Source organism: Amycolatopsis aidingensis (assembly GCF_018885265.1).
Classification (GTDB): Bacteria; Actinomycetota; Actinomycetes; order Mycobacteriales; family Pseudonocardiaceae; genus Amycolatopsis; species Amycolatopsis aidingensis.
The window spans coordinates 7,307,448-7,327,682 of record NZ_CP076538.1; the positions used below are offsets into that span (position 1 = coordinate 7,307,448).

Sequence of the window (20,235 nt, forward strand, 5' to 3'; positions counted from 1 at the left end):
CCACCCTCGAGTCACGCGCGTACCCGAGATTCCCTGAGGAGCGGTGATGCCGGACATCCAGCGAGTAGGCGTGATCGGGGCGGGCCTGATGGGCTCGGGCATCGCCGAGGTGCACGCCAGGGCCGGGCTGGACGTCACGGTCACCGAGGTCAACCAGCCGGCGCTGGACGCTGGCAGGGCGCGGATCGAGAAGTCGCTGCAGCGGGCCGTGCGCAACGGGAAGCTGGCAGGCGAGGACGCCGAGGCGGCACTGGCCAAGCTCACCTTCAGCACCGACCTGGAGTCCTTCGCGGACCGGGATCTGGTCATCGAGGCCGTGCTGGAGCAGGAGCAGGCCAAGGTCGAGGTGTTCCGCTCGGTGGACAAGGTGGTGCGGCGGGAGGACGCGATCTTCGCGTCGAACACCTCCTCCATCCCGATCATGAAGCTGGGCATGGCGACCGAACGGCCGCAGCAGGTGGTCGGCATCCACTTCTTCAACCCGGTGCCGGTACTGCCGCTGGTCGAGCTGGTGCCCTCCCTGCTGACCAGCGAGGAGACCAGCGGCCGGGCGGACGCCCACGTCACCGAGGCGCTGGGCAAGACCGTGATCCGCTCGCAGGACCGGGCGGGCTTCATCGTGAACTCGCTGCTGGTGCCCTACCTGCTCTCGGCGATCCGGATGATCGAGTCGGGATTCGCATCGGCCGAGGACATCGACCGCGGCATGGAGCTGGGGACCGCGCACCCGATGGGCCCGCTGCGGCTGTCCGACCTAATCGGGCTGGACACCATCAAGGCGATCGCGGACTCGATGTACGCGGAGTTCAAGGAGCCGCTGTACTCCTCGCCCCCGCTGCTGCTGCGCATGGTGGACGCCGGGCTGCTCGGCAAGAAGACAGGGCGCGGCTTCTACAGCTACGAGAAGTAGGGGCACCGCCGCAACTTTCGGTGGTTCTTCCGCCGCGACTCGTCAACCTCTGGCGCTTTCCGCCGCGGTCCGCTGGCGGCTTCCATGATCGGGTACCCACCCGAATCAACTGCCAGGGGATCTCCCGATGTCCGGACACACCCGTCGCGCCGCGCTGACCGGCGCGGTCGCCGCCGCCACGGCCGGCCTTTCCGCAGGCACCGCACACGCCATGGGCGGCAGGCGCGGCCCCACCACCTTCGTGTTCGCGCCAGGCGCCAACGGCGCGGGCTCCACCGTGGACGAGCTCACCCTGCGCGGACACCGCTGCGTGGGTGTCACGCCGCCAGGGTTCGCCGATACCGCGGGCCAGTATCGGCACGCCTACCAGGCCCCGCAGGATCTCCAGGCGCTGGCCACCGAGCGCTCGCCGCTGGCCGGGGTCAAGCCGGCCGACCAGGTGGACGCCACCGTCGCGGTGGTACGCCGGGCGGCCCGCCTCGGCCCGGTGGTGCTGGTGGGCGGCAGCATCGGCGGGGCGACCATCACCCTGGTGGCCAACCGGGTGCCGTGGCTGATCGACCGGCTGGTCTACGACAGCGCCTACTGCTGCACGGAGCTCGCCTCCCCGGACGAGTACCTGCGCACCCCGGAAGGCTCGGCCTCACAGGTGGGCGAACTGTTCGGGTTCCTGGCCGCCGACCCGGCCGTGATCGGCGCGATCCGGTCCAACTGGCGGCTTGCCGATCCCGAGCTGATCGCCACGGCGAAACGGGTGCTCATCCCGGACGGCACCGACACGGAACTGTTCGCTTTGCTCAACTCCATGGCACCGGACGAGGTACTGGGCAAGGGCGCCATGGACAGCAGGGGCGATCCGGGTGCCTGGGGATGGATTCCCAGGGCCTACATCCGGCACACCAGGGACCGGGTGGTGCCACCGGCACTGCAGGACCGGATGATCGCCGAGGCCGACCGCCGCACCCCCGGCAACCGCTTCCGGGTGTTCGATCTGGAAACCGGGCACGTGCCGAACGCGGCGAAGACGGCCGAGCTGATCGACATCCTGGACCGGCTCGCCCGGCGCTGAGGGACGCCGGCAGCACACCCTAGGCTGCGCGGCATGCAGCAACTTCGTGTCGGCCTGGTGGGCGGCGGTCCGTGGGCCACTTCCGTGCACGCTCCCGGGCTCGCCGACCACCCCGGCACGGCGCTGACGGCCGTGTGGACCCGCAGGCCCGAGGCGGCACGGGAACTCGCCGCGGCACACGGCACGCTGCCCTGCGCCGACTTCGAGGAACTGCTCGGCCTTGTCGACGCGGTGGCCTTCGCGGTGCCGCCCGCGGCGCAGGCCGAGCTGGCATCGCGGGCGGCCAAGGCGGGCAAGCATCTGATCCTGGAGAAGCCGATCGCGCCGGACGCCGGGCAGGCAGGCAGGCTCGCGGAGGCGGTGCGGGAGGCCGGGGTCGTCGCGCTGGTCGTGCTCACCCTGCGCTACGCCATGCAGACCCGGGAGTGGCTGGCCGACCTCGGGCACACCGGCGGCTGGAGCGGCGGCAGCGCCCGCTGGCTGTCCGGTGCCCTGCTCAGCAGCAGGTACGGCGGCTCACCGTGGCGGCACGACCTTGGCGCGCTGGCCGATATCGGCCCGCATGTGATCGACCTGATGGATGCCGCCCTCGGCGAGATCACCGGGGTACTGGCCGCGCACCGTGGCGCGGACGACCTCTGGCAGCTGCTGTTCGAGCACCGCGGCGGGGCGACCAGCACGGCCGCGCTTTCGCTGCGGCTCCCGATCGACCCGACCGTGATCGAGTTCGCGGTGTACGGCGAGCACGGCTACCGCGCGCTGGGCCGCAAGCCGGGCGCGGCGCAGGAGTGCTACACCGCGTTGCTGGACGACTTCGCGGCGATGGTCGCCAGCGACACCCGCGACCATCCCTGCGACGTCGACCGCGGCCTGCACCTGCAGTGCCTGCTCGACCAGGCCCGGCGCGCGGCCTCCGGTCAGGCGTCCACCCGCTCCCCCGGCTGAGACCGGCTACGGATCAGCTTGCGCAGCAACGGCCAGGCGAGCAGGCAGACGACGACCAGGTAGATCACCACCGCCAGCGGTGAGTTGACCAGTCCGGTCAGCTCACCGTCGGACAGCTGCAGGGCACGCCGCATCTGTTGTTCCGAGGCCGGACCGAGGATCACCCCGATGATCGCGGGCAGCACCGGAAGGCCGTAGCGCCGCATGGCGAACCCGAGCAGCCCGACCAGGAACAGCAGCAGCAGGTCGATCACCTCACCACCGACCGCGTACGCGCCGACCGCGGCGAAGAACAGGATCCCCGCGTACAGGTACGGCCGCGGGATCCGCAGCAGCTTCGCCCACACCGGCGCCAGCGGCAGGTTGATCACCAGCAGCAGCGCGGTCCCGATGAACAGGCTCGCGACCAGCGCCCACACCAGCGCCGACTCGTGCTCGAACAGCAGCGGCCCGGGCTGGATGCCGTACTGCCGGAACGCGGCCAGCATCACCGCGGCGGTGGCGGTGGTCGGCAGGCCCAGCGTCAGCATGGTGACCAGCGTCCCGGAGGCCGAGGCACTGGCCGCGGACTCCGGCCCGGCCACCCCCTCGATCGCACCCGAGCCGAACTCGCGGTTCCTGGCCAGCCGCTTCTCGGTGACATAGGAGAGGAAGGTCGGGATCTCGGCGCCACCGACCGGAATCGCGCCGAAGGGAAAACCGAGCAGCGGCCCGCGCAGCCACGGCTTCCAGGTCCGCCGCAGCTCGGCGCGGCCGAGCCAGGGCCTGCCGACCGGGATCGGCTTGTCCTGCTTGTGCCGCAGGTGCGCGGCCACCCACAGCGATTCGCCGACGGCGAACAACCCGACCGCGACGATCACCACGTCGATTCCGTCGGCGAGGTGCAGCGAACCGAAGGTGAGCCGGGACTGCCCGGTCATCTCGTCCAGCCCGATCAGCCCGATGGTCAGCCCGATCAGCAACGAGGCGAACCCGCGCACCCTTGACCTGCCGAGCACCGAGGTGACCGCGATGAAGGCCAGCACCATCAGCGCGAAGTAGTCCGCGGCCCCGATGTTCACCGCGAAGGAGGCCATCGCCGGGGCCAGCAGCACCAGCGCGATGGTGCCGATCATGGCCCCGACGAAGTTGCCGATCGCGGCCGCGGCCAGTGCCTGCGCCCCGCGCCCGCGCTTGGCCATCTTGTTGCCCTCGATCGCGGTGACCACCGAGGCGCTCTCGCCGGGGGTGTTCAGCAGGATCGCGGTGGTCGAGCCGCCGAACATGCCGCCGTAGTAGATACCGGCGAACATGATGAACGCGGCGGTGGACTCCAGCCCGTAGGTCACCGGGAGCAGCAGGGCGATGGCCATCGCAGGGCCGATCCCCGGCAGCACGCCGATCGCGGTGCCGAGGATGACCCCGATCGCGGCGAACAGCAGGTGCTGCGGGGTGAGCGCGGTGCCGAAACCGTCCAGCAGCAGGGAAATCGAGTCCATCGGCTACAGCACCCCCAGCAGCGGGCCGCCGGGAAGCGGCACCCCGAGCAGCTCGTCGAAGACGATCCAGGTGACCACCGCGAGCGTGGCCGCGATCAGCGGGTCCCGGACGGGGTTCCTGCTGCCCAGCGCGTAGCAGGCGCCCCAGAACAGCACCGCCGAGGAGATCGGGAATCCGGCGGTGTCGATCAGCGCCGCGTTGGCGAGGAACGCGCCGGAAAGCAGCAGTACGGTGCGCCAGTCAGCGGGGGTGTCCGGATCGACGTCCTCGCCGCCCTCGGCCGCACCCCTTCCGCCGCGCAGCACGTCCCTTGCCAGCAGTGCGGCCACCACCAGCAGTGCCGAGCCGACCAGCACCGGGACGGCCTTGGGCCCGATCGGGCCGCGCTGGGTGAAGTCCACCGGCATGCTCAGCGCGTCGGTCAGCACCAGCACCCCGAGCGCGGCCAGCAGCAGGCAGACACCGAGTTCGGACCTGCCGCGCCAGGACCGGCCTGCCGCGGGCGGACCGGCCGCGGCCTGGTCCTGGGCGTCTACAGTGGAATTGTTCATGCCAGCCCCAGCTCCTTCAGTACCTTGACCACCCGGCCGTTCTCCGCCTCGAGGAAGGCGGCGAACTCGTCCCCGGTCTGGAAGGCGTCGGCCCAGCCGTTCAGTCGCAACGCCTCCCGCCATTGCGGGGTGTCGTGCAGCCCGGTGAACATGGCGATCAGCTTGTCGCGGGCGGTGTCGCTGATGCCCGGTGGTGCCACGACGCCACGCCAGTTGGTGAAGCTGACGTCCACTCCGGACTCCTGCAGGGTCGGGGCTTCGATCCCCGGCACCCGCTGCGGGCTGGTGACCGCGAGCGCGCGCAGCTCGCCCGCGTCGATCTGGTCCCTGGTCTCGCCGATGCCGGACACCCCGAAGCCGACCTCGCCGCCCAGTACCGAGGCCATCAGCTCGCCACCGCCGTCGTAGGACACGTACCGGACGTTCTTCGGCGCGATCCCGAGCGCCTCGGCCATCAGCATCGGCGCGAGGTGATCCGGCCCGCCGGGGGAGGAGCCGCCGCCGACCGAGACCCCGCCGGGATCGGCGCGCCATGCCTCGATCAGCTCGGTGATGTCCTGGTACGGCGAGTCCTTGCCGACCACCACGATGTCGGCCTCCTCGGTGAGCCGGGCGATCGGCGTGGTGTCCTGCAGGGTGGATGGCGACTTGTTGGTGTAGACCGAGCCGACCACGCCGAGCCCCATCGACATCGCGAGCTTGCCGTTACCGCGCTCGCTGACCAGCCTGCCGAGGCCGACGGTGCCGCCCGCACCGGGCAGGTTGAACACCTCGGTGTTGCCGTTCAGGCCCGCGTCCTCGATCGCCTTCGCCGCGGTCCGCGCGGTGATGTCGTAGCCACCGCCGGGGGTGTTCGGCACCATCAGCCGCAGGCCACGGATGTGCTTGCCAACGTCCTCGTCGCTACCGGAGGAGACCAGCGGCGGGACCACCAGCACCAGCAGTAGCGCGGCGATGGCCGCCAGCCAGCTCTTCGGGTTCTTCATCCAGCTGCACCTCGATGTGCTTCGGTTCCCCGGCCTCGCCGCCGGCTGGTCGGTCATGTTCCCCGGCCCGCCGTGCGCTGTCTCGCTTGCGGGCCTTTCGGTACTTGTGTTCGTTGTGGTCACGCCCACCACCCGCAACCTGGTGTCATAGTTGAGCACCCGTACGGAGCAAGGAGGCGGCAGTGGGCGCGAAGGGCTCGTTGGCGCGGCAGCTGCTCGGCTGGCAGCTGGCGATCGTCTTCGCCCTGCTCGCCTGCGTGGTGACCTTCTCGGTGATCCAGTCCGGGAAGAGTTTCGCCGACACCGAGGGCAGGCGGCTGCTGTCGGTCGCGGAGACCGTCGCCGCCACCCCGGGTGTGCCCGAGGGCCTGCTCGACCCGGTGCGCCGCGATCCGCTGCCGATCTTCGCGGAGAGTGCACGCAGCCTGTCCGGCGCCGACTCGGTGATCATCGCCTTGCCGAACCGCCGGGTGCTCACCTCGCCGGATCCCCGGCAGCTGCGTACCCAGCTGCCGATCGGGGACAGCACGGTCACCCGGGGCCGGTCCTGGGTCGGCGAGGTCGGGGACGAGCTGGTCGCGCACGTTCCGGTGATCGGCAACCGCGGCGAGCTGATCGGGATCGTCGCGGCGAGCAAGGCGACCCCCGGGTTCTTCGAAGGTGTCGCGAACTCGCCAGGCAACGCACTCGCGCTGCTGGCGATCGCGACGGTACTCGGGGTGGCCGGTTCGCTGTTCCTGGCCTGGCGGGTCAAACGCAAGACCCTTGGCCTGGAGCCAAGGGAGATCACCGGCCTGGTCGAGCACCGGGAGGCACTACTGCACGGCATCAAGGAAGGCGTCATCGCGCTGGACGAGCAGGACCGGATCACCCTGGTCAACGACACGGCGCGGGAGCTGCTGGCGCTGCCGCCCGACTGCGTCGGCACCTGGGTCGGCGAGCTGGAGGCGAACGAACGCCTGCTGGACGTGCTGACCGGCCGGGCGCACGGGGCCGACCAGATCGTGTTGCGGGCCGGCAGGGTGCTGGTGATGAACCGGATGCCGATCACAAGGGACGGCCGCGAGGTCGGCGCCGTGACCACGCTGCGGGACCGCACGGAGCTGGTCGCGCTACGCGAGGAGCTGGCGGCGAACTCCCTGGCCACGGACACGCTGCGCGCGCAGGCGCACGAGTTCACCAACCGGCTGCACACCATCGCCGGGCTGATCGAGCTGGGCGAGTACGACGAGGCACGCAGCTATGTGGATCTGGTCAGCAGGGCGCGGGACGAGTGGCACGACCAGGTGAGCGCCCATATCGGCGACCCGGCCGTGGCCGCATTGCTGATCGCCAAGGCCAGCCTGGCCGCCGAGCAGGGGGTGGGGATCAGGCTTGCCGAGGGCAGCAGGCTGGATGCCGTGGACGAGCAACTGTCCGCCGACCTGGTGACCGTGGTCGGCAACCTGGTTGACAACGCCCTGGACGCGCTGCGCGACCGCGGCCGCGGCGCCGCGGAAGGCGACTGGGTGGAGGTGACGATCCGGCAGGAGGCCACCCAGCTGCGCGTGGTGGTCCGCGACTCCGGCCCCGGGGTGGCCCCGGAGTTGGCCACCGAGGTGTTCACCCACGGCTTCACCACCAAGGTCGCCGAGCACGACGCGGGCGCGGCCGGGGCTCGCGGGCTCGGCCTGGCCCTGACCAGGCAGATCTGCCGGCGCAGGCATGGCTCGGTCGCGGTGCACAACGCCGGGGGCGCGGTGTTCACCGCCGTGTTGCCGCTGCCGCGGCGAGCGGGGGTGCCGAGGTGATCCGGGTGCTGGTGGTGGACGACGACTTCATGGTCGCCAAGGTGCACAGTGGATACGTGCAGCGCACGGAGGGCTTCTCGGTGGTCGGGGTTGCGCACACCGGCGCGGACGCCCTGCGCTCGGTTCGCGACCTGCGGCCGGACCTGGTGTTGCTGGACATCTACCTGCCGGATATGGACGGTATCGCCGTGCTGCGCGAGCTGCGTGCCGATCCGGCCACCGTGGACACCGACGTCGTGGTGATCACCGCGGCCCGTGATGTGGACACCATTCGCAGCGCGATGCGGGGTGGCGCGCTGCACTATCTCATCAAACCGTTCTCCCATTCCGCGCTCCGTGACCAGCTCCGGCATTTCGGTTCCCTGCACGCGAAACTGAATCGATTGTCCAGGGCATCGGTGGCCGGGCAGCAGGACGTGGACGACGTGTTCGGGGCGCGGCCACCGGCGGCGGGCAGCCTGCCGAAAGGGCTGACCCTGCAGACGGCCGAACTGGTGCGACAAGCACTGCAAGACCACCCGGACGGGTTATCGGCGACCGAGTGCGCGCAGGTCACCGAGCTGTCCAGGCCCAGCGCCCGCCGCTATCTCGAACATTTCGCTGCCACCGGAAACGCCGAGGTCCGGCTGCGCTACGGCGGTACCGGTCGGCCCGAACGGCAATACCACTGGCGGCAATAACATATTCGCACCCTCCTCGCCTCTTACAAGATCACCTCAAGGTGAGCGTATTTGCGCGCGCGATTTCCACAACGCGATGCGAAGGTGATCTTGAGGATTTCCGCGTCAGACACCGCGTTCAGGAAGGGGACGAGGTGGGGTCGGGTGGACTCGTTACTGCGCGCATTCGGCGAACTGATCCCGGCGACGATTATCGCGTCGCCGTTCGCCGTGCTGGCCTGGCTGGTGCTGAGCGAGCGGCGCGGCCGGAGGAGACCCCCGCGGACGGCGCGCCGCACCGCCGCGCTGGACGTCGCGATCGGCAGCAACGTCATCATCGTGTGCTTCCTGGTGACCATCCCGGTGCCCTGGCGGCCACCCACCGCCCTGCACCTGTGGCCGGGTACCGATCTGGTGGACGCCTTCGCCCCCACCGGCTCGCCCTGGCAGGTGATGGGCAACCTGGTGCTGCTCGCGCCGCTCGGCGCGCTGATCCCGCTGCGGGTGCGGGCCTCCCGGTCGCTGGTCAAGCTGGCGCTGGCCGCACTGATCGTGTCCACCATCGTGGAGGTGGGCCAGTACCTGCTGCACACCGGCCGGGTGACCGCCACCGACGACATCGTGCTGAACACCCTCGGCGCGGTCGCCGGTGCCCGGCTGACCCGGCGCTGGTGGTCGCACCGCTACCCGGGCATTTACGCGATCCCCGCGCCGCGCACCTCATCCCCCTCCCTGGAGTCCCTGCCTCGCCACACTCCGCACTGACCACTGGGTATGGTGCGGGTTGTGCTGAGGGGCGTGCTGGTGCGGCGCGGGGTCGCGACCGAGGGGGAGCGGGAACGGCGTCGGCACCTCGTGCTGATCCGGGTGGCGCTGGGCGTGCTCGCGGCATCCCTGCTGGCGCACATCCTCATCGTGCCCGGCTTCATGGACCTGCACGTCTACCGCGCGGGCGGCTACGCCTGGCTGCACGGGATCGGGTTGTACTCCGACCGGTTTCCCGAGCTGGTGCCGAACATGCCGCTGTCGTTCACCTACCCGCCGTTCGCGGCGATCCTGTTCGGCCCGGTCTCGCTGCTGCCGTGGCATGTGGCGAAGGTGCTGCTGACCACGGCCAGCGCGCTCGGCCTGGCCACCGCCACCGTCACCGTGGCAGGCAGGCTACAAGGGCGGCGCGACATCGCCGTGGTGCTCGGGCTCGCGGTGGCCGCGGGCTGGGCGCTGTTCGAGCCTGCCCGGTCCACCATCGGTTTCGGGCAGATCAACCTGATCCTGCTGGGTCTCGTCTGCGCGGACTGCCTGCTGCCCAGGGTGCGCTGGCCGCGCGGGATGCTGATCGGGCTGGCCACCGCGATCAAGCTGACGCCCGCGGTGTTCGTGCTGTTCTTCCTGGTCCGGCGGCAGTACCGGCCCGCGGCCGTGGCCTTCGCCTCCTTCCTGGGCTTCAGCCTCGCCGGGCTGGCGCTGGCGCCGTCGGACTCGGTCCGGTACTGGTTCCACGCGCTGCTCGACCCGGACCGGATCGGCGGCATCGCCTACGCCTTCAACCAGTGCTTCCAGGCGGTGCTGTACCGCCTGATGGAGGAGGGCACCACCCGGTTCCTGGTCTGGGCCGCACTGGTCGTGCTGAGCCTGGTGCCCGCCTGGATCGGTGCCCGCAAGGCAAGGGCCGCAGGCGAGGACGTGACCGCACTGCTGATCGTCGCGGTGTGGGGGCTGCTCGCCTCGCCGGTCAGCTGGTCCCACCACTGGGTGTGGATCCTGCCCGCCACCGTGCTGCTGCTGCACCACGCGCGGCACGGCGGTGCGCTGCGGATCGGTCTCACGGTGCTGCTGATCGCGGTGTTCGCGGTCGGCCCGCACTCCTATCTGCCGCGGACCGGGGACGTGGAGCTGCAGTGGTCCTGGTGGCAGCACCTGCTCGGCTCGAGCTACGTGCTGGTCGGAGTGGCGATGCTGGTCGTCTTCGCCCTGCGGCCCGCGGCGCGTGCCCCGCTCACCGGCACAGCCGGTCGAGCTCGAGGGTGACCGGGACCGGCAGGTCCAGCAGGATGGTGCCCGAGCCCTCGGCCTCCGGCCGGTAGCCTGCCTCCGCCAGCCTGCCCGCGGTCAGCCATGGGCGGCCGGTCAGGTCCACCGTCCAGTAACGCCCGATCCCGGCGGCCGCGTACTCGGCGGAGCGGGCCCGCCCGCAGGCCGGCCCGGCGGGGGAAGGCCACAGCTCGACGACGAGACCCACATCGAAGGCGGGGTACCTCGCCGGATTCCGGCGGGCCACCGCCCTCGGTACCACCACCAGGTCGGGCACCCGCACGGTCGCCGGATGTGGCCGGGTGACCACCTCGACCTCCAGCAGCACACACAGCTGGCTGGGCAGCTGGGCACGCAGCTGGTGGCCGAGCTCGAAGACGGCGGCGCGGTGGCAGGCGGACGGCTTGGGGCCGGAGCGCAGCACACCGTCCACCAACTCGTAGTGCCGGGCCCCGTCCGCGGGCAGCGGTGGCCAGTGCTCCAGTGAGCCGTGCGCCCCGGTCAGCACGCTCATCCCGGCCACCTCCTCGCACCCCGGTGCGGCCAGTCTGGCATAACCCGCAGGGGATGTGGGCCGGGTTATCTATCGTCGAACCGGCCGCCGCGGCCACGCTTGAGCTCGCCACGCCGCTTCTTCTCGGCCAGCCTGCGCTCCTTGGCGCCCCGGCTGGGCCGGGACCGCTTCCGGCGCGGCGGGGGTGGGGCGGCCGCCTCCCGCAGCACCGCGGCCAGCCGCTCCCGTGCCGCCTCCCGGTTGGCCAGCTGCGCCCGGTGCTCGCTCGCCGCGATGGTCAGCACCCCGCCGGACAGCTTGCCCGCCAGCCGCTCCAGCAACCGGGGGCGCAGGTCCTCCGGTACGGAAGGCGAGCGGGCCACGTCGAAGGACAGTTCGACCCGGGAGTCGGTGGTGTTCACGCCCTGCCCGCCAGGACCGGAGGAGCGGGAGAAGCGCTCGGTGAGCTCCGCGGCCGGGATCACCAGCCGGGGGCCGACCACCAGATCCGCCACGGTCGGTGCCGGCCTAGAAGCGGGGGTGGTCCCCGCGCAGTACGGCCCGCTCCCCGTCCGGGTGCTCGGCGGGCCGGATGTCGCCGAGCACCCAGGCAGGCACATGCCGTGCGGTGAGCACGGCCAGCGAGCGGTCGACGTCCTCAGGGGCCACCACGGCGACCATGCCGACGCCCATGTTGAAGGTGCGTTCCATCTCCGCCCGCTTCACCCGGCCGAGCTGGGCGATCAGCTGGAACACCGGCGCCGGGCTCCAGGTGCCCCGCTCCAGTTCGGCGACCAGGCCCCTTGGCATCACCCTGGCCAGGTTGGCCGCCAGCCCGCCGCCGGTGATGTGCGCGAAGGTGCGCACCTCGGCCTCGGCAGCCAGCGCCAGGCAGTCCCGCGCGTAGACCCTGGTCGGCTCCAGCAGCTCCTCACCCAGCGGACGGCCCAGCTCCTCCACATGCCCGGCCAGCGGCATCCTGGCGACGTCCAGCAGCACGTGCCGCGCCAGCGAGTAGCCGTTGGAGTGCAGCCCGGTGGAGCCGAGCGCGATCACCACGTCCCCCGGGCGCACCCGGTCCGGGCCGAGCATGCCCTCCGCCTCGACCACGCCGACCCCGGTGGCCGAGATGTCGTAGTCGTGCTCGCCCATCATCCCGGGGTGCTCCGCGGTCTCCCCGCCCAGCAGCGCGCAGCCCGCCTGCACGCAGCCCTCGGCGATCCCGGCGACCAGTGCCTCGATCTTGCTCGGCACCACCTTGCCGACCGCGATGTAGTCCTGCAGGAACAGCGGCTCCGCCCCGGTCACCACCAGGTCGTCCACGACCATGGCGACCAGGTCGATACCGACCGTGTCGTGCTTGTCCAGTGCCTGCGCGACCGCGATCTTGGTACCGACACCGTCGGTCGATGAGGCGAGTACCGGCTCCTTCCAGCGGTCCGGCTTGAGGGAGAACAGCCCGGCGAACCCGCCGACACCCCCCATCACCTCGGGGCGGCTCGCACGCTTGGCATGCGGCTTGAGTAGCTCGACGGCCTCGTCCCCGGCGTCGATGTCGACCCCGGCGGCGGCGTAGGTGGCGCTCGTGGACTCGCTCACGAAGCGGACTCCATCCTGAGTTTTTCTGGTGGCGGTCAGGGACGCCGGACAGCGTCCTCGGCACCGTACCCGGCGGGGGCGACCGGCAGGGGGCGCCCGTTCTGGCCTTCGGAACCACCGAGGCCTTCCAGCACATGCTTGCCGATCAGCGCGTCATCCGGCAACGGAATGGGGTACTCGCCATCGAAACAGGCCGCACACAACCTGGAACGCGGCTGCTCGGAGGCGGCGACCAGGCCGTCCAGCGACACGTAGCCCAGCGAGTCCGCGCCGATCGAGCGGCGCACGCCGTCCACATCCGCCCCGTTGGCGACCAGCTCGGCACGGGAGGCGAAGTCGATCCCGTAGAAACACGGCCAGCGCACCGGCGGCGAGGCGATCCGCACATGCACCTCGAGCGCACCCGACTCACGCAGCATCCGTACCAGCGCGCGCTGGGTGTTGCCGCGCACGATGGAGTCGTCCACCACCACCAGCCGCTTGCCGCGGATGACATCGCGCAGCGGGTTCAGCTTCAGCCGGATGCCGAGCTGGCGGATGGTCTGCGAGGGCTGGATGAAGGTGCGGCCGACGTAACCGTTCTTCACCAGGCCCGATCCGTACGGGATGCCGGAAGCCTGCGCGTAGCCGATGGCCGCGGGGGTTCCCGACTCCGGGACCGGGATGACCAGGTCGGCCTCCACCGGGTTCTCCTCGGCCAGCCGCTTCCCGATGTCCACCCTGGTGGCGTGCACGCTGCGGCCGGCGATGGTGGTGTCCGGCCGGGCGAGGTAGACGTATTCGAAGACACAGCCCTTGGGCTCGGGATTGGCGAACCGGGAGGAGCGCAGGCCCTCCGCGTCGATCGCGATCAGCTCGCCCGGCTCCACCTCCCGGACGAAGGAGGCGCCGACGATGTCCAGGCCGGCGGTCTCGCTGGCCACCACCCAGCCGCGCTCCAGCCTGCCGAGTACCAGCGGCCGCACCCCGTGCGGGTCCCTGGCCGCGTACAGCGTGGTCTCGTCGGCGAAGGTGAGGCAGAACGCCCCGCGGATCGTCGGCAGCAGCTCCAGCGCGGCCGCCTCGACGCCCTTGTCCACGGCCGCCGCGGCGAGCAGCCCGCAGATCAGGTCCGAGTCGGTGGTCGCGCCGTTCCTGCCGAGCACGCCGAGCTCACGGGCACGCTCGTGCAGCTCCGCCGTGTTCACCAGGTTTCCGTTGTGGCCGAGGGAAAGGCCGGTGCCCGCCGCGGTGGTGCGGAAGTTCGGCTGCGCGTTCTCCCAGGTACCACCCCCGGTGGTGGAGTAGCGGCAGTGTCCGATCGCGATATGCCCCTGCAGCGAGGACAGCACCTGCTCGTCGAAGACCTGGCTGACCAGGCCGAGATCCTTGAAAACCACGATCTGGCTGCCGTCGGAGACCGAGATCCCGGCGGCCTCCTGCCCACGGTGCTGCAACGCGTACAGCCCGTAGTAGGTCAGTTTCGCGACTTCCTCACCGGGCGCCCAGACCCCGAAGACCCCGCATTCCTCGCGCGGTTCGGGTTCGGACTGATCGGCAACCACACCAGCGTGCTCGGGTTCCACCGAAAAGCTCCCTGATGACGAGAACGGGCCGTGTCCAGTGTAAACGCTGGACACGGCCCGCCTCGGTGAGATGTGGCTCAGTCCCCCTCAGTGTCCGTTCCCAAACGCGCGACACGATCGTCTGGGCGGCGGTGGGAGACGAGAGGGCACGTTCTTCCGCTCGCCAGAGCGACGAAGTCCCGTTCAGGAGCAGCGCTCTCAGGCTGAAGCCACCAGCCACTTCGCCCGGCCCGCGTGGCCGGGAACCCAGCAGCCTTTCGCGGCTGCCGCGTCGGTCGAAGCGGCCCACTGTGGTCTTGCGGCGGGATGGTCCTCGTCCGCCAGCGCGAGCAGCTCGCCCACCACGTCCCCGATCGCGCCGGAAGACCGCCAGAGCACGGTCGCCGGTTCGAGGATGTTCTCCTCGTCCCCCGGCATCCTGATGGCGGTCACCTGGTCCTCGGCGTCCAGCCGGACCACGTCGATGACGGTGTGGTGCGCGCGGACCCCCACGACCGCGACGATCTCCCCCCTGGCGTCCCGGGGATGCACGAACCGGTACCCGCTGTCGATCAGACTGCCCAACGCCGCCTCGGTGTCGGCCGGAGCCGACACCGAGGACATCGCGTCAGAGGACGTCATCGAACTCGCCGTCTTTCGCGCCCGCGAGGAACGCTGCGATCTCCTCTCGGGTGTAGACGAGCGCGGGACCACTCGGGAAACGCGAGTTGCGCACCGCAATCTCGCCGCTGTCCAGGGTGGCAACCTCGACACAGTTGCCGACGGCACCGCTGTACTTGCTCTTTCGCCAGGTCACATCGGACAAAAGGTCTGCCGAAACACCGTTGCGGATCTGCTCCATGATCCCCACCTTCCCGACTCGGTCCCACTTCGGGGATGCATCTGCACGTGCATTCGGTTGTGCACCGACCGTAGCACGTGCCAGTGCGCGTGTGAATGCACGTGCATAGGCGATCAGGCGAACTTCACCTGTGTAGGTGAAGTGAGAAAACTTCAGACGGGCTTAAGATTGCCTGTTTACGCAGGTACCGGCGCCAGCAGCCGGGCGGCGCCGGTGCTACAGCTCCGCCCTGCGCTTGCGCAGCATCTGCCGGGAGTCCTCGGGAGTGTGGGCATCGACCGCCAGCCGGTCCAGCGCCCGGCTGTAGATTTCGATCTCCTCCGGCTTCTCCAGGTACAGCGCGCCGCAGAGGTGTTCGATGTAGGCGATGTTGGGCAGTTCCGGCTCGGCGAACCGCAGCAGCGAGAACGAGGTCTCCGCGGCGCGGCCGCTGTACTTGAACGGCACGATCTGCAGCGAGATGTTCGGCAGGCTGGTCAGCTCCAGCAGGTTGTCGATCTGCTCGCGCAGCACCTCGTCCCCGCCGATCGGGCGGTGCAGCACGGACTCGTCGATGATCGCCCACAGGCGCGGCGCGTTCGGCCGCACCAGCAGCTTCTGCCGTCGCATCCGGATCGCGACCCGGCGCTCGACGTCGTCGTTCACCAGCTCCGGCTTGCCGTGGCTGGAGATCGCGCGGGCGTACTGCTCGGTCTGCATGAGACCGGGCACGAACTGCTGCTCGTAGGTCTGGATCCGGGAGGCCGCCTCCTCCAGCCCGACATAGTTGTCCAGCCACCTCGGCATCAGGTCGTTGTAGCTCTGCCACCAGCCGGGTTCGTTCGACATCCGGACGAGCTTCAGGTACTCCTCGCGCAGTTGCTCGTCGGCGACTCCGTACATGGTCAGCAGGTCGGTGACGTCTCGCTCCTTGAAGCCGACCCGGCCCAGCTCCATCCGGCTGATCTTGGATTCCGAGGCGCGGATCTCGTACCCTGCCTGCGCCCTGGTCAGTCCCGCCGCCTCACGGCTCTTGCGCAGCTGGGAGCCCAGGATCATGCGACACGCAGTGGGTCCGGTGTTCTGATCGACGTCGCCGGTCACCATCCTCCGGCCCTCTCCTTCTCCGCAGCGTCCTCGTTTGGCCCTCTTCCTGGCGACCTACCTGCAAAACGATACTGCACGGCGCACGGTAACGTTTCGACCAACTACACACCGTCCACGTGTGCCACTCTTGTGGACGACCTGCGTTTACCCAACGAGCTCAAACACTTACCCTTGGTGCGATCCAGCAATTGTTCGTTACGTCACAGTGAGGCCTTCAATGCCTGCCACTCCGCCTGCCGATCCCGCTACCGCCCCCACGGCCACCGAGTACTCCGATCCGAAGCCACCGGTGGGTGTAGACCCGAGCAGGGCCAGCATCGCCCGGGTCTACGACGCGTTCCTGAACGGCAAGGACAACTACGAGATCGACCGGGAAGTGCTCCGGGGGGTGCAGAAGGCGGCACCGGAAGCCCAGGACCTCGCCACCGAGAACCGCGGATTCCTGATCAGGGCCTGCCGCTTCCTGGCCCAGCAGACCGGCGTCAACCAGTTCCTCGACTGCGGCTCCGGGCTGCCCACGGCGGAGAACGTGCACCAGGTGGTGCAGCGGATCAACCCGGACGCGCGGGTGGTCTACACCGACAACGACCCGGTGGTGCTGGCGCACGGCAGGGCCTTGCTGGAGGAGAACGAGCTCACCCACTTCTCACCCGCGGACATCTTCGACCCGCGCGCCGTGCTCGAGGACGAGGTGGTGCGCAAGTACATCGACTTCGACGAGCCGCTGGTGCTGCTCCAGCTGGGCACGATGCACCACTACACCGGGGAAGCCGACCCCGCGGAGATCATGCGGGAGTACATCGACGCGCTGCCTTCGGGTTCGTACCTCGCGCTGAGCCACTTCCTCGATCCGGAGAACGAGTACAGCGAGCTCGCCCGCAAGATGGAGCAGATCTTCCTGCACAGCCCGATGGGCAGCGGCACCTTCCGGACGAAGGCCGAGATCGAGAGCCTGTTCGGCGACCTCCAGATGATCGAGCCTGGCGTCACGCTGTGCGCCGAGTGGTGGCCGGACGGCCCGCAGCTGAAGCCGCTGAACCAGGTGCAGCACTGCATCGCGGGCGGAATCGGCTACAAGCCCTGACCGGTACGGGCACAGGCTGACCCTCACGTTCGGACGATCGGCAACCAGGGAGCGAGGTCGGCCCGGGTCCCCGAGGCGGTGACCCGGCCGGCCTCGACCGCGTCCGTCCACCCCAGCCTGCCGGTGGCGAGTTCGAGCCAGGTCCGCGGATCGGTCTCCACCACATTGGCCGGTGTGCCCCGGGTGTGCCGCGGCCCGGCCACGCACTGCACGGCCGCGAACGGCGGCACCCTGACCTCCACACTGCGTCCGGGCGCGTCGGCGGCGAGCGCACGCAGGCTCAGCCGGACGGCCTCGGCCAGCTCGGCCCGTTCCGGGGCCGGGCCGGTTCCGGTTAACCAAGCCGAGATCCGTTCTACAGCAGCACGTAACCGAACGGGGTCGACCGAGCGCGAAGAGGGCATGGCGAAACACTAGGATGAACACGAGACGAGACGCAGGCGACGCGACAGACCGAGGGACCGAAATGGCGCAGCGGGACGAGGCCGAGAGGCCGGACGGCACGAGCACCCGCCAAGACGGCAGGGCCACCGACCGGACGGAACCCACCTTCCTGCCCGCGGCCAAGCGGCCGCCGGAGATCACCAGGGAGATGCGGGCGAACGCGCGCGCGAACCCGAACAGCTGGCTGTACGTGATCGACGAGGCCTTCGACCCGAACGGCCGCGTCCCGTCCTGGGCCGTCGTCGGCGCCTACCCGGTCAACGCGGCCGGGGACATCGTGGCGGACTTCCACCCCAACGACCGGTACCGGCCGTCGCCGAAGGCGCTCGGCTACCCGGAACCGCGCAACGACCTGGAACGCCTGCTGCAACTGGTGCGCACCAAGCACCGTCCCGCCGAGGACCTGCCACGGGTCATCCTGGACTCCACCCTGTTCGTGTACGCGATGTCTCCGGTGCAGCGCACCGTGATCGGTTTCCACGACCAGGACGGCCGGGTGCTGGTGCCCGCCTACACCGCCAAGTCACTGGTGCCCGAGGAATGGCCGCATGCCCGCGCCGTGCTCGGCAGGGACATGGTCGACCTGCTCGCGGGCCACCCCGTGGTGATCAACCCGCACGACGTGGTGACCGCCGTGGTACCGGCCGAGCATCTGCTGAAGGCACTGGCCGAAGAGGATTAGCACCCCGGACCCGACCTTCGGATCCACTCCGCCGGGTGACACCCGGCTCGCGGAACTCCTCCGTTCGCGGCATCGTGACGCGCGGAGGGACCACCGCGAGCTGGACGGGAGTCACTGTGCATCGGCGAGACATCATCTGTATGGCCGCCGCGGTCGCGGCCACCCTGACCTGCGCGGCACCTGCGGCCGCCGCGGAACACCCCGACTATGCCGGAGCCCTGCACCGGCACGCGGGCTCGCAGATCGCCCTGCACGAAGGGGTGCACGGAACGCCGCGGGCCACCGCCGGGTACGCGGCGGCGGGCCGGACGCTCGGACACGATGTCAGCGGCTGGCAGGGCGCGGTCGACTGGCCGGACACCACCGGCAAGGGCGCCCGGTTCGTCTACGTGAAGGCGACCGAGGGCACCGGCTTCGTCAGCCCTCAGTTCACGCAGCAGTACAACGGCTCCTACCAGGCCGGCATGATCCGCGGTGCCTACCACTTCGCGCGGCCGGACATCTCCGGCGGCGCCGAGCAGGCCGACTACTTCGTGCAGCACGGCGGTGGCTGGTCCGCCGACGGCAGGACCCTGCCCGGCGCGCTGGACGTGGAGTACAACCCCTACGGCGACACCTGCTACGACCTGGAACCCGCCGGGATGGTCGAGTGGATCAAGGACTTCTCCGCCCGCTACGCCGAGCGCACCGGCCGCCCGCCCGCCATCTACACCAGCACCAGCTGGTGGCGTACCTGCACCGGGAACAGCCCCGAGTTCGGCGCGACCCACCCCCTGTGGCTGGCGCGCTACGCACCCGAGATCGGACCGCTGCCCGCCGGGTGGCCGACCCAGACGATCTGGCAGTTCGCGAACGCGGGCCCGCTGCCAGGGGACCAGAACTACTTCAACGGCGCCGAGGCCCGGCTGGCCGCCCTGGCGCAAGGTGAACCGCGGCCGTAAATCACCCACCCGTAGACAAGAGTTCACGAAATTTCGTGACAAACGACACATGCATGAGTGACAATCAATGCTCGGGTGACTACCTGCCGTGAGCCACCCGTCGCGAGGGCAAGCAAGACACACCGAAGGGACTTCCCCCGATGTCCACACGAAGAAGCCGGCGGAGGGCCTACAGCGCCATCACCGCCGCCTCCGCCTGCGTGCTCCTGCTCGGCACGCTGGCCCCTGCCGCTTCGGCACAGGAAACCCGCGGCCTCTCCATCGACGAGTACGTCCGCATGTACGACCATCCGCTCGGTTCCCAGATCGCCAGGGTGGAAGGCGATCAGTCCACCCCGGCCACCAGGCAGCAGGCCCTGCGGACCCGCGACCGCGGCGCGGACGGGCAGCGCGTGCTGGCCAGCGTGCCGGGGATCGACGTGAGCGGCTGGCAGAAGAACGTGGACTGGCAGCACTGGTGGAACCAGGGCAAGCGGTTCGCCTTCGTGAAGGCGACCGAGGGCACCGGCTACAAGAGCCCCTACTTCGCCCAGCAGTACAACGGTTCGTACAACATCGGCATGATCCGCGGCGCCTACCACTTCGCGTTGCCGGACCGCTCCAGCGGCGCGGCACAGGCGAACTACTTTGTGGACAACGGTGGTGGCTGGTCACGTGATGGCAAGACCCTGCCCGGTGCGCTGGACATGGAGTACAACCCCTATGGCTCGACCTGCTACGGCAAGAGCAAGGCCGGGATGGCGGCGTGGATCAGGGACTTCCACGACACCTACGCCAACCGGACCGGTCGCTGGCCGGTGATCTACACCTCGAAGAGCTGGTGGGACCAGTGCGTGGCCACCGGGCACGGGTTCGGCAGCACCGTGCCGCTCTGGGTCGCGCGGTACAACTCCACGGTCGGGCCGCTGCCGCACGGTTGGGGCTTCTACACCTTCTGGCAGTACACCTCCAGCCCGATCGACCAGAACACCTTCAACGGCGCCTACGACCGGTTGCAGGTACTGGCAACCGGTTGATCCGAGCCGGATAACCGTCCGAAGTCGACCGACCACGGCTCTCGCCCGGCCGCGGACCCGGGCG

At 70.1% G+C, this 20,235-nt stretch carries 22 protein-coding genes; 11 read left to right on the top strand and 11 right to left on the bottom strand.

The genetic code is table 11. The features are described from left to right. Nucleotides 1-46 precede the first annotated feature (46 nt). The 3 genes from KOI47_RS33580 (at nucleotide 47) to KOI47_RS33590 (ending at nucleotide 2,924) form a co-directional block, all read left to right on the top strand. Nucleotides 47-910, top strand: a complete 864-nt coding sequence (locus tag KOI47_RS33580; protein ID WP_216211366.1) for a 3-hydroxybutyryl-CoA dehydrogenase — start codon at nucleotides 47-49, stop codon at nucleotides 908-910. A gap of 127 nt (nucleotides 911-1,037) precedes the next feature. Then, the gene (locus KOI47_RS33585; protein WP_232376429.1) at nucleotides 1,038-1,979 is read left to right on the top strand and encodes an alpha/beta fold hydrolase; all 942 of its coding nucleotides are present in this window, start codon (nucleotides 1,038-1,040) and stop codon (nucleotides 1,977-1,979) included. A 33-nt stretch (nucleotides 1,980-2,012) separates the two neighbouring features. After that, nucleotides 2,013-2,924: a Gfo/Idh/MocA family protein gene (locus KOI47_RS33590; protein ID WP_216211369.1), complete on the top strand. Its 912-nt coding sequence runs from the start codon at nucleotides 2,013-2,015 to the stop codon at nucleotides 2,922-2,924. Here KOI47_RS33590 and KOI47_RS33595 read toward each other — a convergent pair. Genes KOI47_RS33595 through KOI47_RS33605 form a run of 3 tightly spaced genes read right to left on the bottom strand, consistent with a single transcriptional unit; the run spans nucleotide 2,897 to nucleotide 5,940 of the window. Beyond that, the gene (locus KOI47_RS33595) at nucleotides 2,897-4,402 is read right to left on the bottom strand and encodes a tripartite tricarboxylate transporter permease (protein WP_216211372.1); all 1,506 of its coding nucleotides are present in this window, start codon (nucleotides 4,400-4,402) and stop codon (nucleotides 2,897-2,899) included. The two genes, KOI47_RS33590 and KOI47_RS33595, sit on opposite strands and share 28 nt — an antisense overlap. A gap of 3 nt (nucleotides 4,403-4,405) precedes the next feature. Beyond that, entirely contained in the window at nucleotides 4,406-4,954 is a 549-nt protein-coding gene (locus KOI47_RS33600) for a tripartite tricarboxylate transporter TctB family protein (RefSeq protein ID WP_216211374.1), read from the bottom strand. After that, a complete protein-coding gene (locus tag KOI47_RS33605; protein WP_216211376.1) occupies nucleotides 4,951-5,940 on the bottom strand; it encodes a Bug family tripartite tricarboxylate transporter substrate binding protein in 990 nt (329 codons plus the stop codon). The genes KOI47_RS33600 and KOI47_RS33605 overlap by 4 nt, the downstream gene beginning before the upstream one ends. 182 nt (nucleotides 5,941-6,122) lie before the next feature. On the opposite strand from KOI47_RS33605, the gene KOI47_RS33610 reads away from it, so the two are divergent. The 4 genes from KOI47_RS33610 (at nucleotide 6,123) to KOI47_RS33625 (ending at nucleotide 10,417) form a co-directional block, all read left to right on the top strand. Beyond that, nucleotides 6,123-7,730 carry a sensor histidine kinase gene (locus KOI47_RS33610; RefSeq protein WP_216211379.1) on the top strand — a complete coding sequence of 536 codons (1,608 nt, stop codon included), beginning with the start codon at nucleotides 6,123-6,125 and terminating at the stop codon, nucleotides 7,728-7,730. Beyond that, nucleotides 7,727-8,410 (top strand): response regulator, encoded by a 684-nt coding sequence (locus KOI47_RS33615; RefSeq protein WP_216211382.1) that lies wholly within the window; start codon nucleotides 7,727-7,729, stop codon nucleotides 8,408-8,410. The genes KOI47_RS33610 and KOI47_RS33615 overlap by 4 nt, the downstream gene beginning before the upstream one ends. Nucleotides 8,411-8,554: 144 nt before the next feature. Beyond that, nucleotides 8,555-9,154, top strand: coding sequence for a VanZ family protein (locus KOI47_RS33620; protein ID WP_216211384.1), 600 nt, complete (start codon nucleotides 8,555-8,557; stop codon nucleotides 9,152-9,154). A gap of 21 nt (nucleotides 9,155-9,175) precedes the next feature. Further along, nucleotides 9,176-10,417 (top strand): glycosyltransferase 87 family protein, encoded by a 1,242-nt coding sequence (locus tag KOI47_RS33625; RefSeq protein ID WP_232376430.1) that lies wholly within the window; start codon nucleotides 9,176-9,178, stop codon nucleotides 10,415-10,417. Here the strand turns inward: KOI47_RS33625 and KOI47_RS33630 are convergent. From KOI47_RS33630 to KOI47_RS33660, 7 genes are all read right to left on the bottom strand, one after another. Next, nucleotides 10,386-10,934, bottom strand: a complete 549-nt coding sequence (locus tag KOI47_RS33630; RefSeq protein WP_216211390.1) for a Uma2 family endonuclease — start codon at nucleotides 10,932-10,934, stop codon at nucleotides 10,386-10,388. The two genes, KOI47_RS33625 and KOI47_RS33630, sit on opposite strands and share 32 nt — an antisense overlap. Before the next feature lie 65 nt (nucleotides 10,935-10,999). Next, a complete protein-coding gene (arfB, locus tag KOI47_RS33635) occupies nucleotides 11,000-11,419 on the bottom strand; it encodes an alternative ribosome rescue aminoacyl-tRNA hydrolase ArfB (RefSeq protein ID WP_232376955.1) in 420 nt (139 codons plus the stop codon). A gap of 22 nt (nucleotides 11,420-11,441) precedes the next feature. Then, entirely contained in the window at nucleotides 11,442-12,512 is a 1,071-nt protein-coding gene (gene purM / locus KOI47_RS33640; protein ID WP_216211396.1) for a phosphoribosylformylglycinamidine cyclo-ligase, read from the bottom strand. Between the two features lie 35 nt (nucleotides 12,513-12,547). Further along, a complete protein-coding gene (gene purF / locus KOI47_RS33645) occupies nucleotides 12,548-14,077 on the bottom strand; it encodes an amidophosphoribosyltransferase (protein ID WP_216211401.1) in 1,530 nt (509 codons plus the stop codon). Nucleotides 14,078-14,275: 198 nt separating this feature from the next. Beyond that, nucleotides 14,276-14,698 carry a hypothetical protein gene (locus KOI47_RS33650; protein ID WP_216211404.1) on the bottom strand — a complete coding sequence of 141 codons (423 nt, stop codon included), beginning with the start codon at nucleotides 14,696-14,698 and terminating at the stop codon, nucleotides 14,276-14,278. Further along, nucleotides 14,685-14,918 (bottom strand): DUF397 domain-containing protein, encoded by a 234-nt coding sequence (locus tag KOI47_RS33655; RefSeq protein WP_408629877.1) that lies wholly within the window; start codon nucleotides 14,916-14,918, stop codon nucleotides 14,685-14,687. The genes KOI47_RS33650 and KOI47_RS33655 overlap by 14 nt, the downstream gene beginning before the upstream one ends. A gap of 216 nt (nucleotides 14,919-15,134) precedes the next feature. After that, on the bottom strand, nucleotides 15,135-16,004 hold the full coding sequence (locus KOI47_RS33660; protein WP_216211408.1) for a helix-turn-helix domain-containing protein: 870 nt from the start codon (nucleotides 16,002-16,004) through the stop codon (nucleotides 15,135-15,137). Between the two features lie 289 nt (nucleotides 16,005-16,293). Here KOI47_RS33660 and KOI47_RS33665 point away from each other — a divergent pair, with 289 nt between their 5' ends. After that, nucleotides 16,294-17,088: an SAM-dependent methyltransferase gene (locus KOI47_RS33665; protein ID WP_216217738.1), complete on the top strand. Its 795-nt coding sequence runs from the start codon at nucleotides 16,294-16,296 to the stop codon at nucleotides 17,086-17,088. Nucleotides 17,089-17,111: 23 nt separating this feature from the next. Here the strand turns inward: KOI47_RS33665 and KOI47_RS33670 are convergent, their stop codons facing one another. Next, nucleotides 17,112-17,492: a sterol carrier family protein gene (locus KOI47_RS33670; protein WP_216211411.1), complete on the bottom strand. Its 381-nt coding sequence runs from the start codon at nucleotides 17,490-17,492 to the stop codon at nucleotides 17,112-17,114. Nucleotides 17,493-17,554: 62 nt separating this feature from the next. Between KOI47_RS33670 and KOI47_RS33675 the strand changes: the two genes are divergently transcribed. The 3 genes from KOI47_RS33675 to KOI47_RS33685 all read left to right on the top strand — a co-directional run bounded on the left by KOI47_RS33675 (nucleotide 17,555) and on the right by KOI47_RS33685 (nucleotide 20,171). Next, nucleotides 17,555-18,214, top strand: a complete 660-nt coding sequence (locus KOI47_RS33675; RefSeq protein ID WP_216211414.1) for a type VII secretion system-associated protein — start codon at nucleotides 17,555-17,557, stop codon at nucleotides 18,212-18,214. A gap of 140 nt (nucleotides 18,215-18,354) precedes the next feature. Further along, complete coding sequence (locus KOI47_RS33680) at nucleotides 18,355-19,155, top strand: lysozyme (RefSeq protein ID WP_216217739.1); 801 nt, start codon at nucleotides 18,355-18,357, stop codon at nucleotides 19,153-19,155. Nucleotides 19,156-19,295: 140 nt separating this feature from the next. Next, the gene (locus KOI47_RS33685; RefSeq protein ID WP_216211417.1) at nucleotides 19,296-20,171 is read left to right on the top strand and encodes a lysozyme; all 876 of its coding nucleotides are present in this window, start codon (nucleotides 19,296-19,298) and stop codon (nucleotides 20,169-20,171) included. The last annotated feature ends 64 nt before the right edge of the window (nucleotides 20,172-20,235 follow it).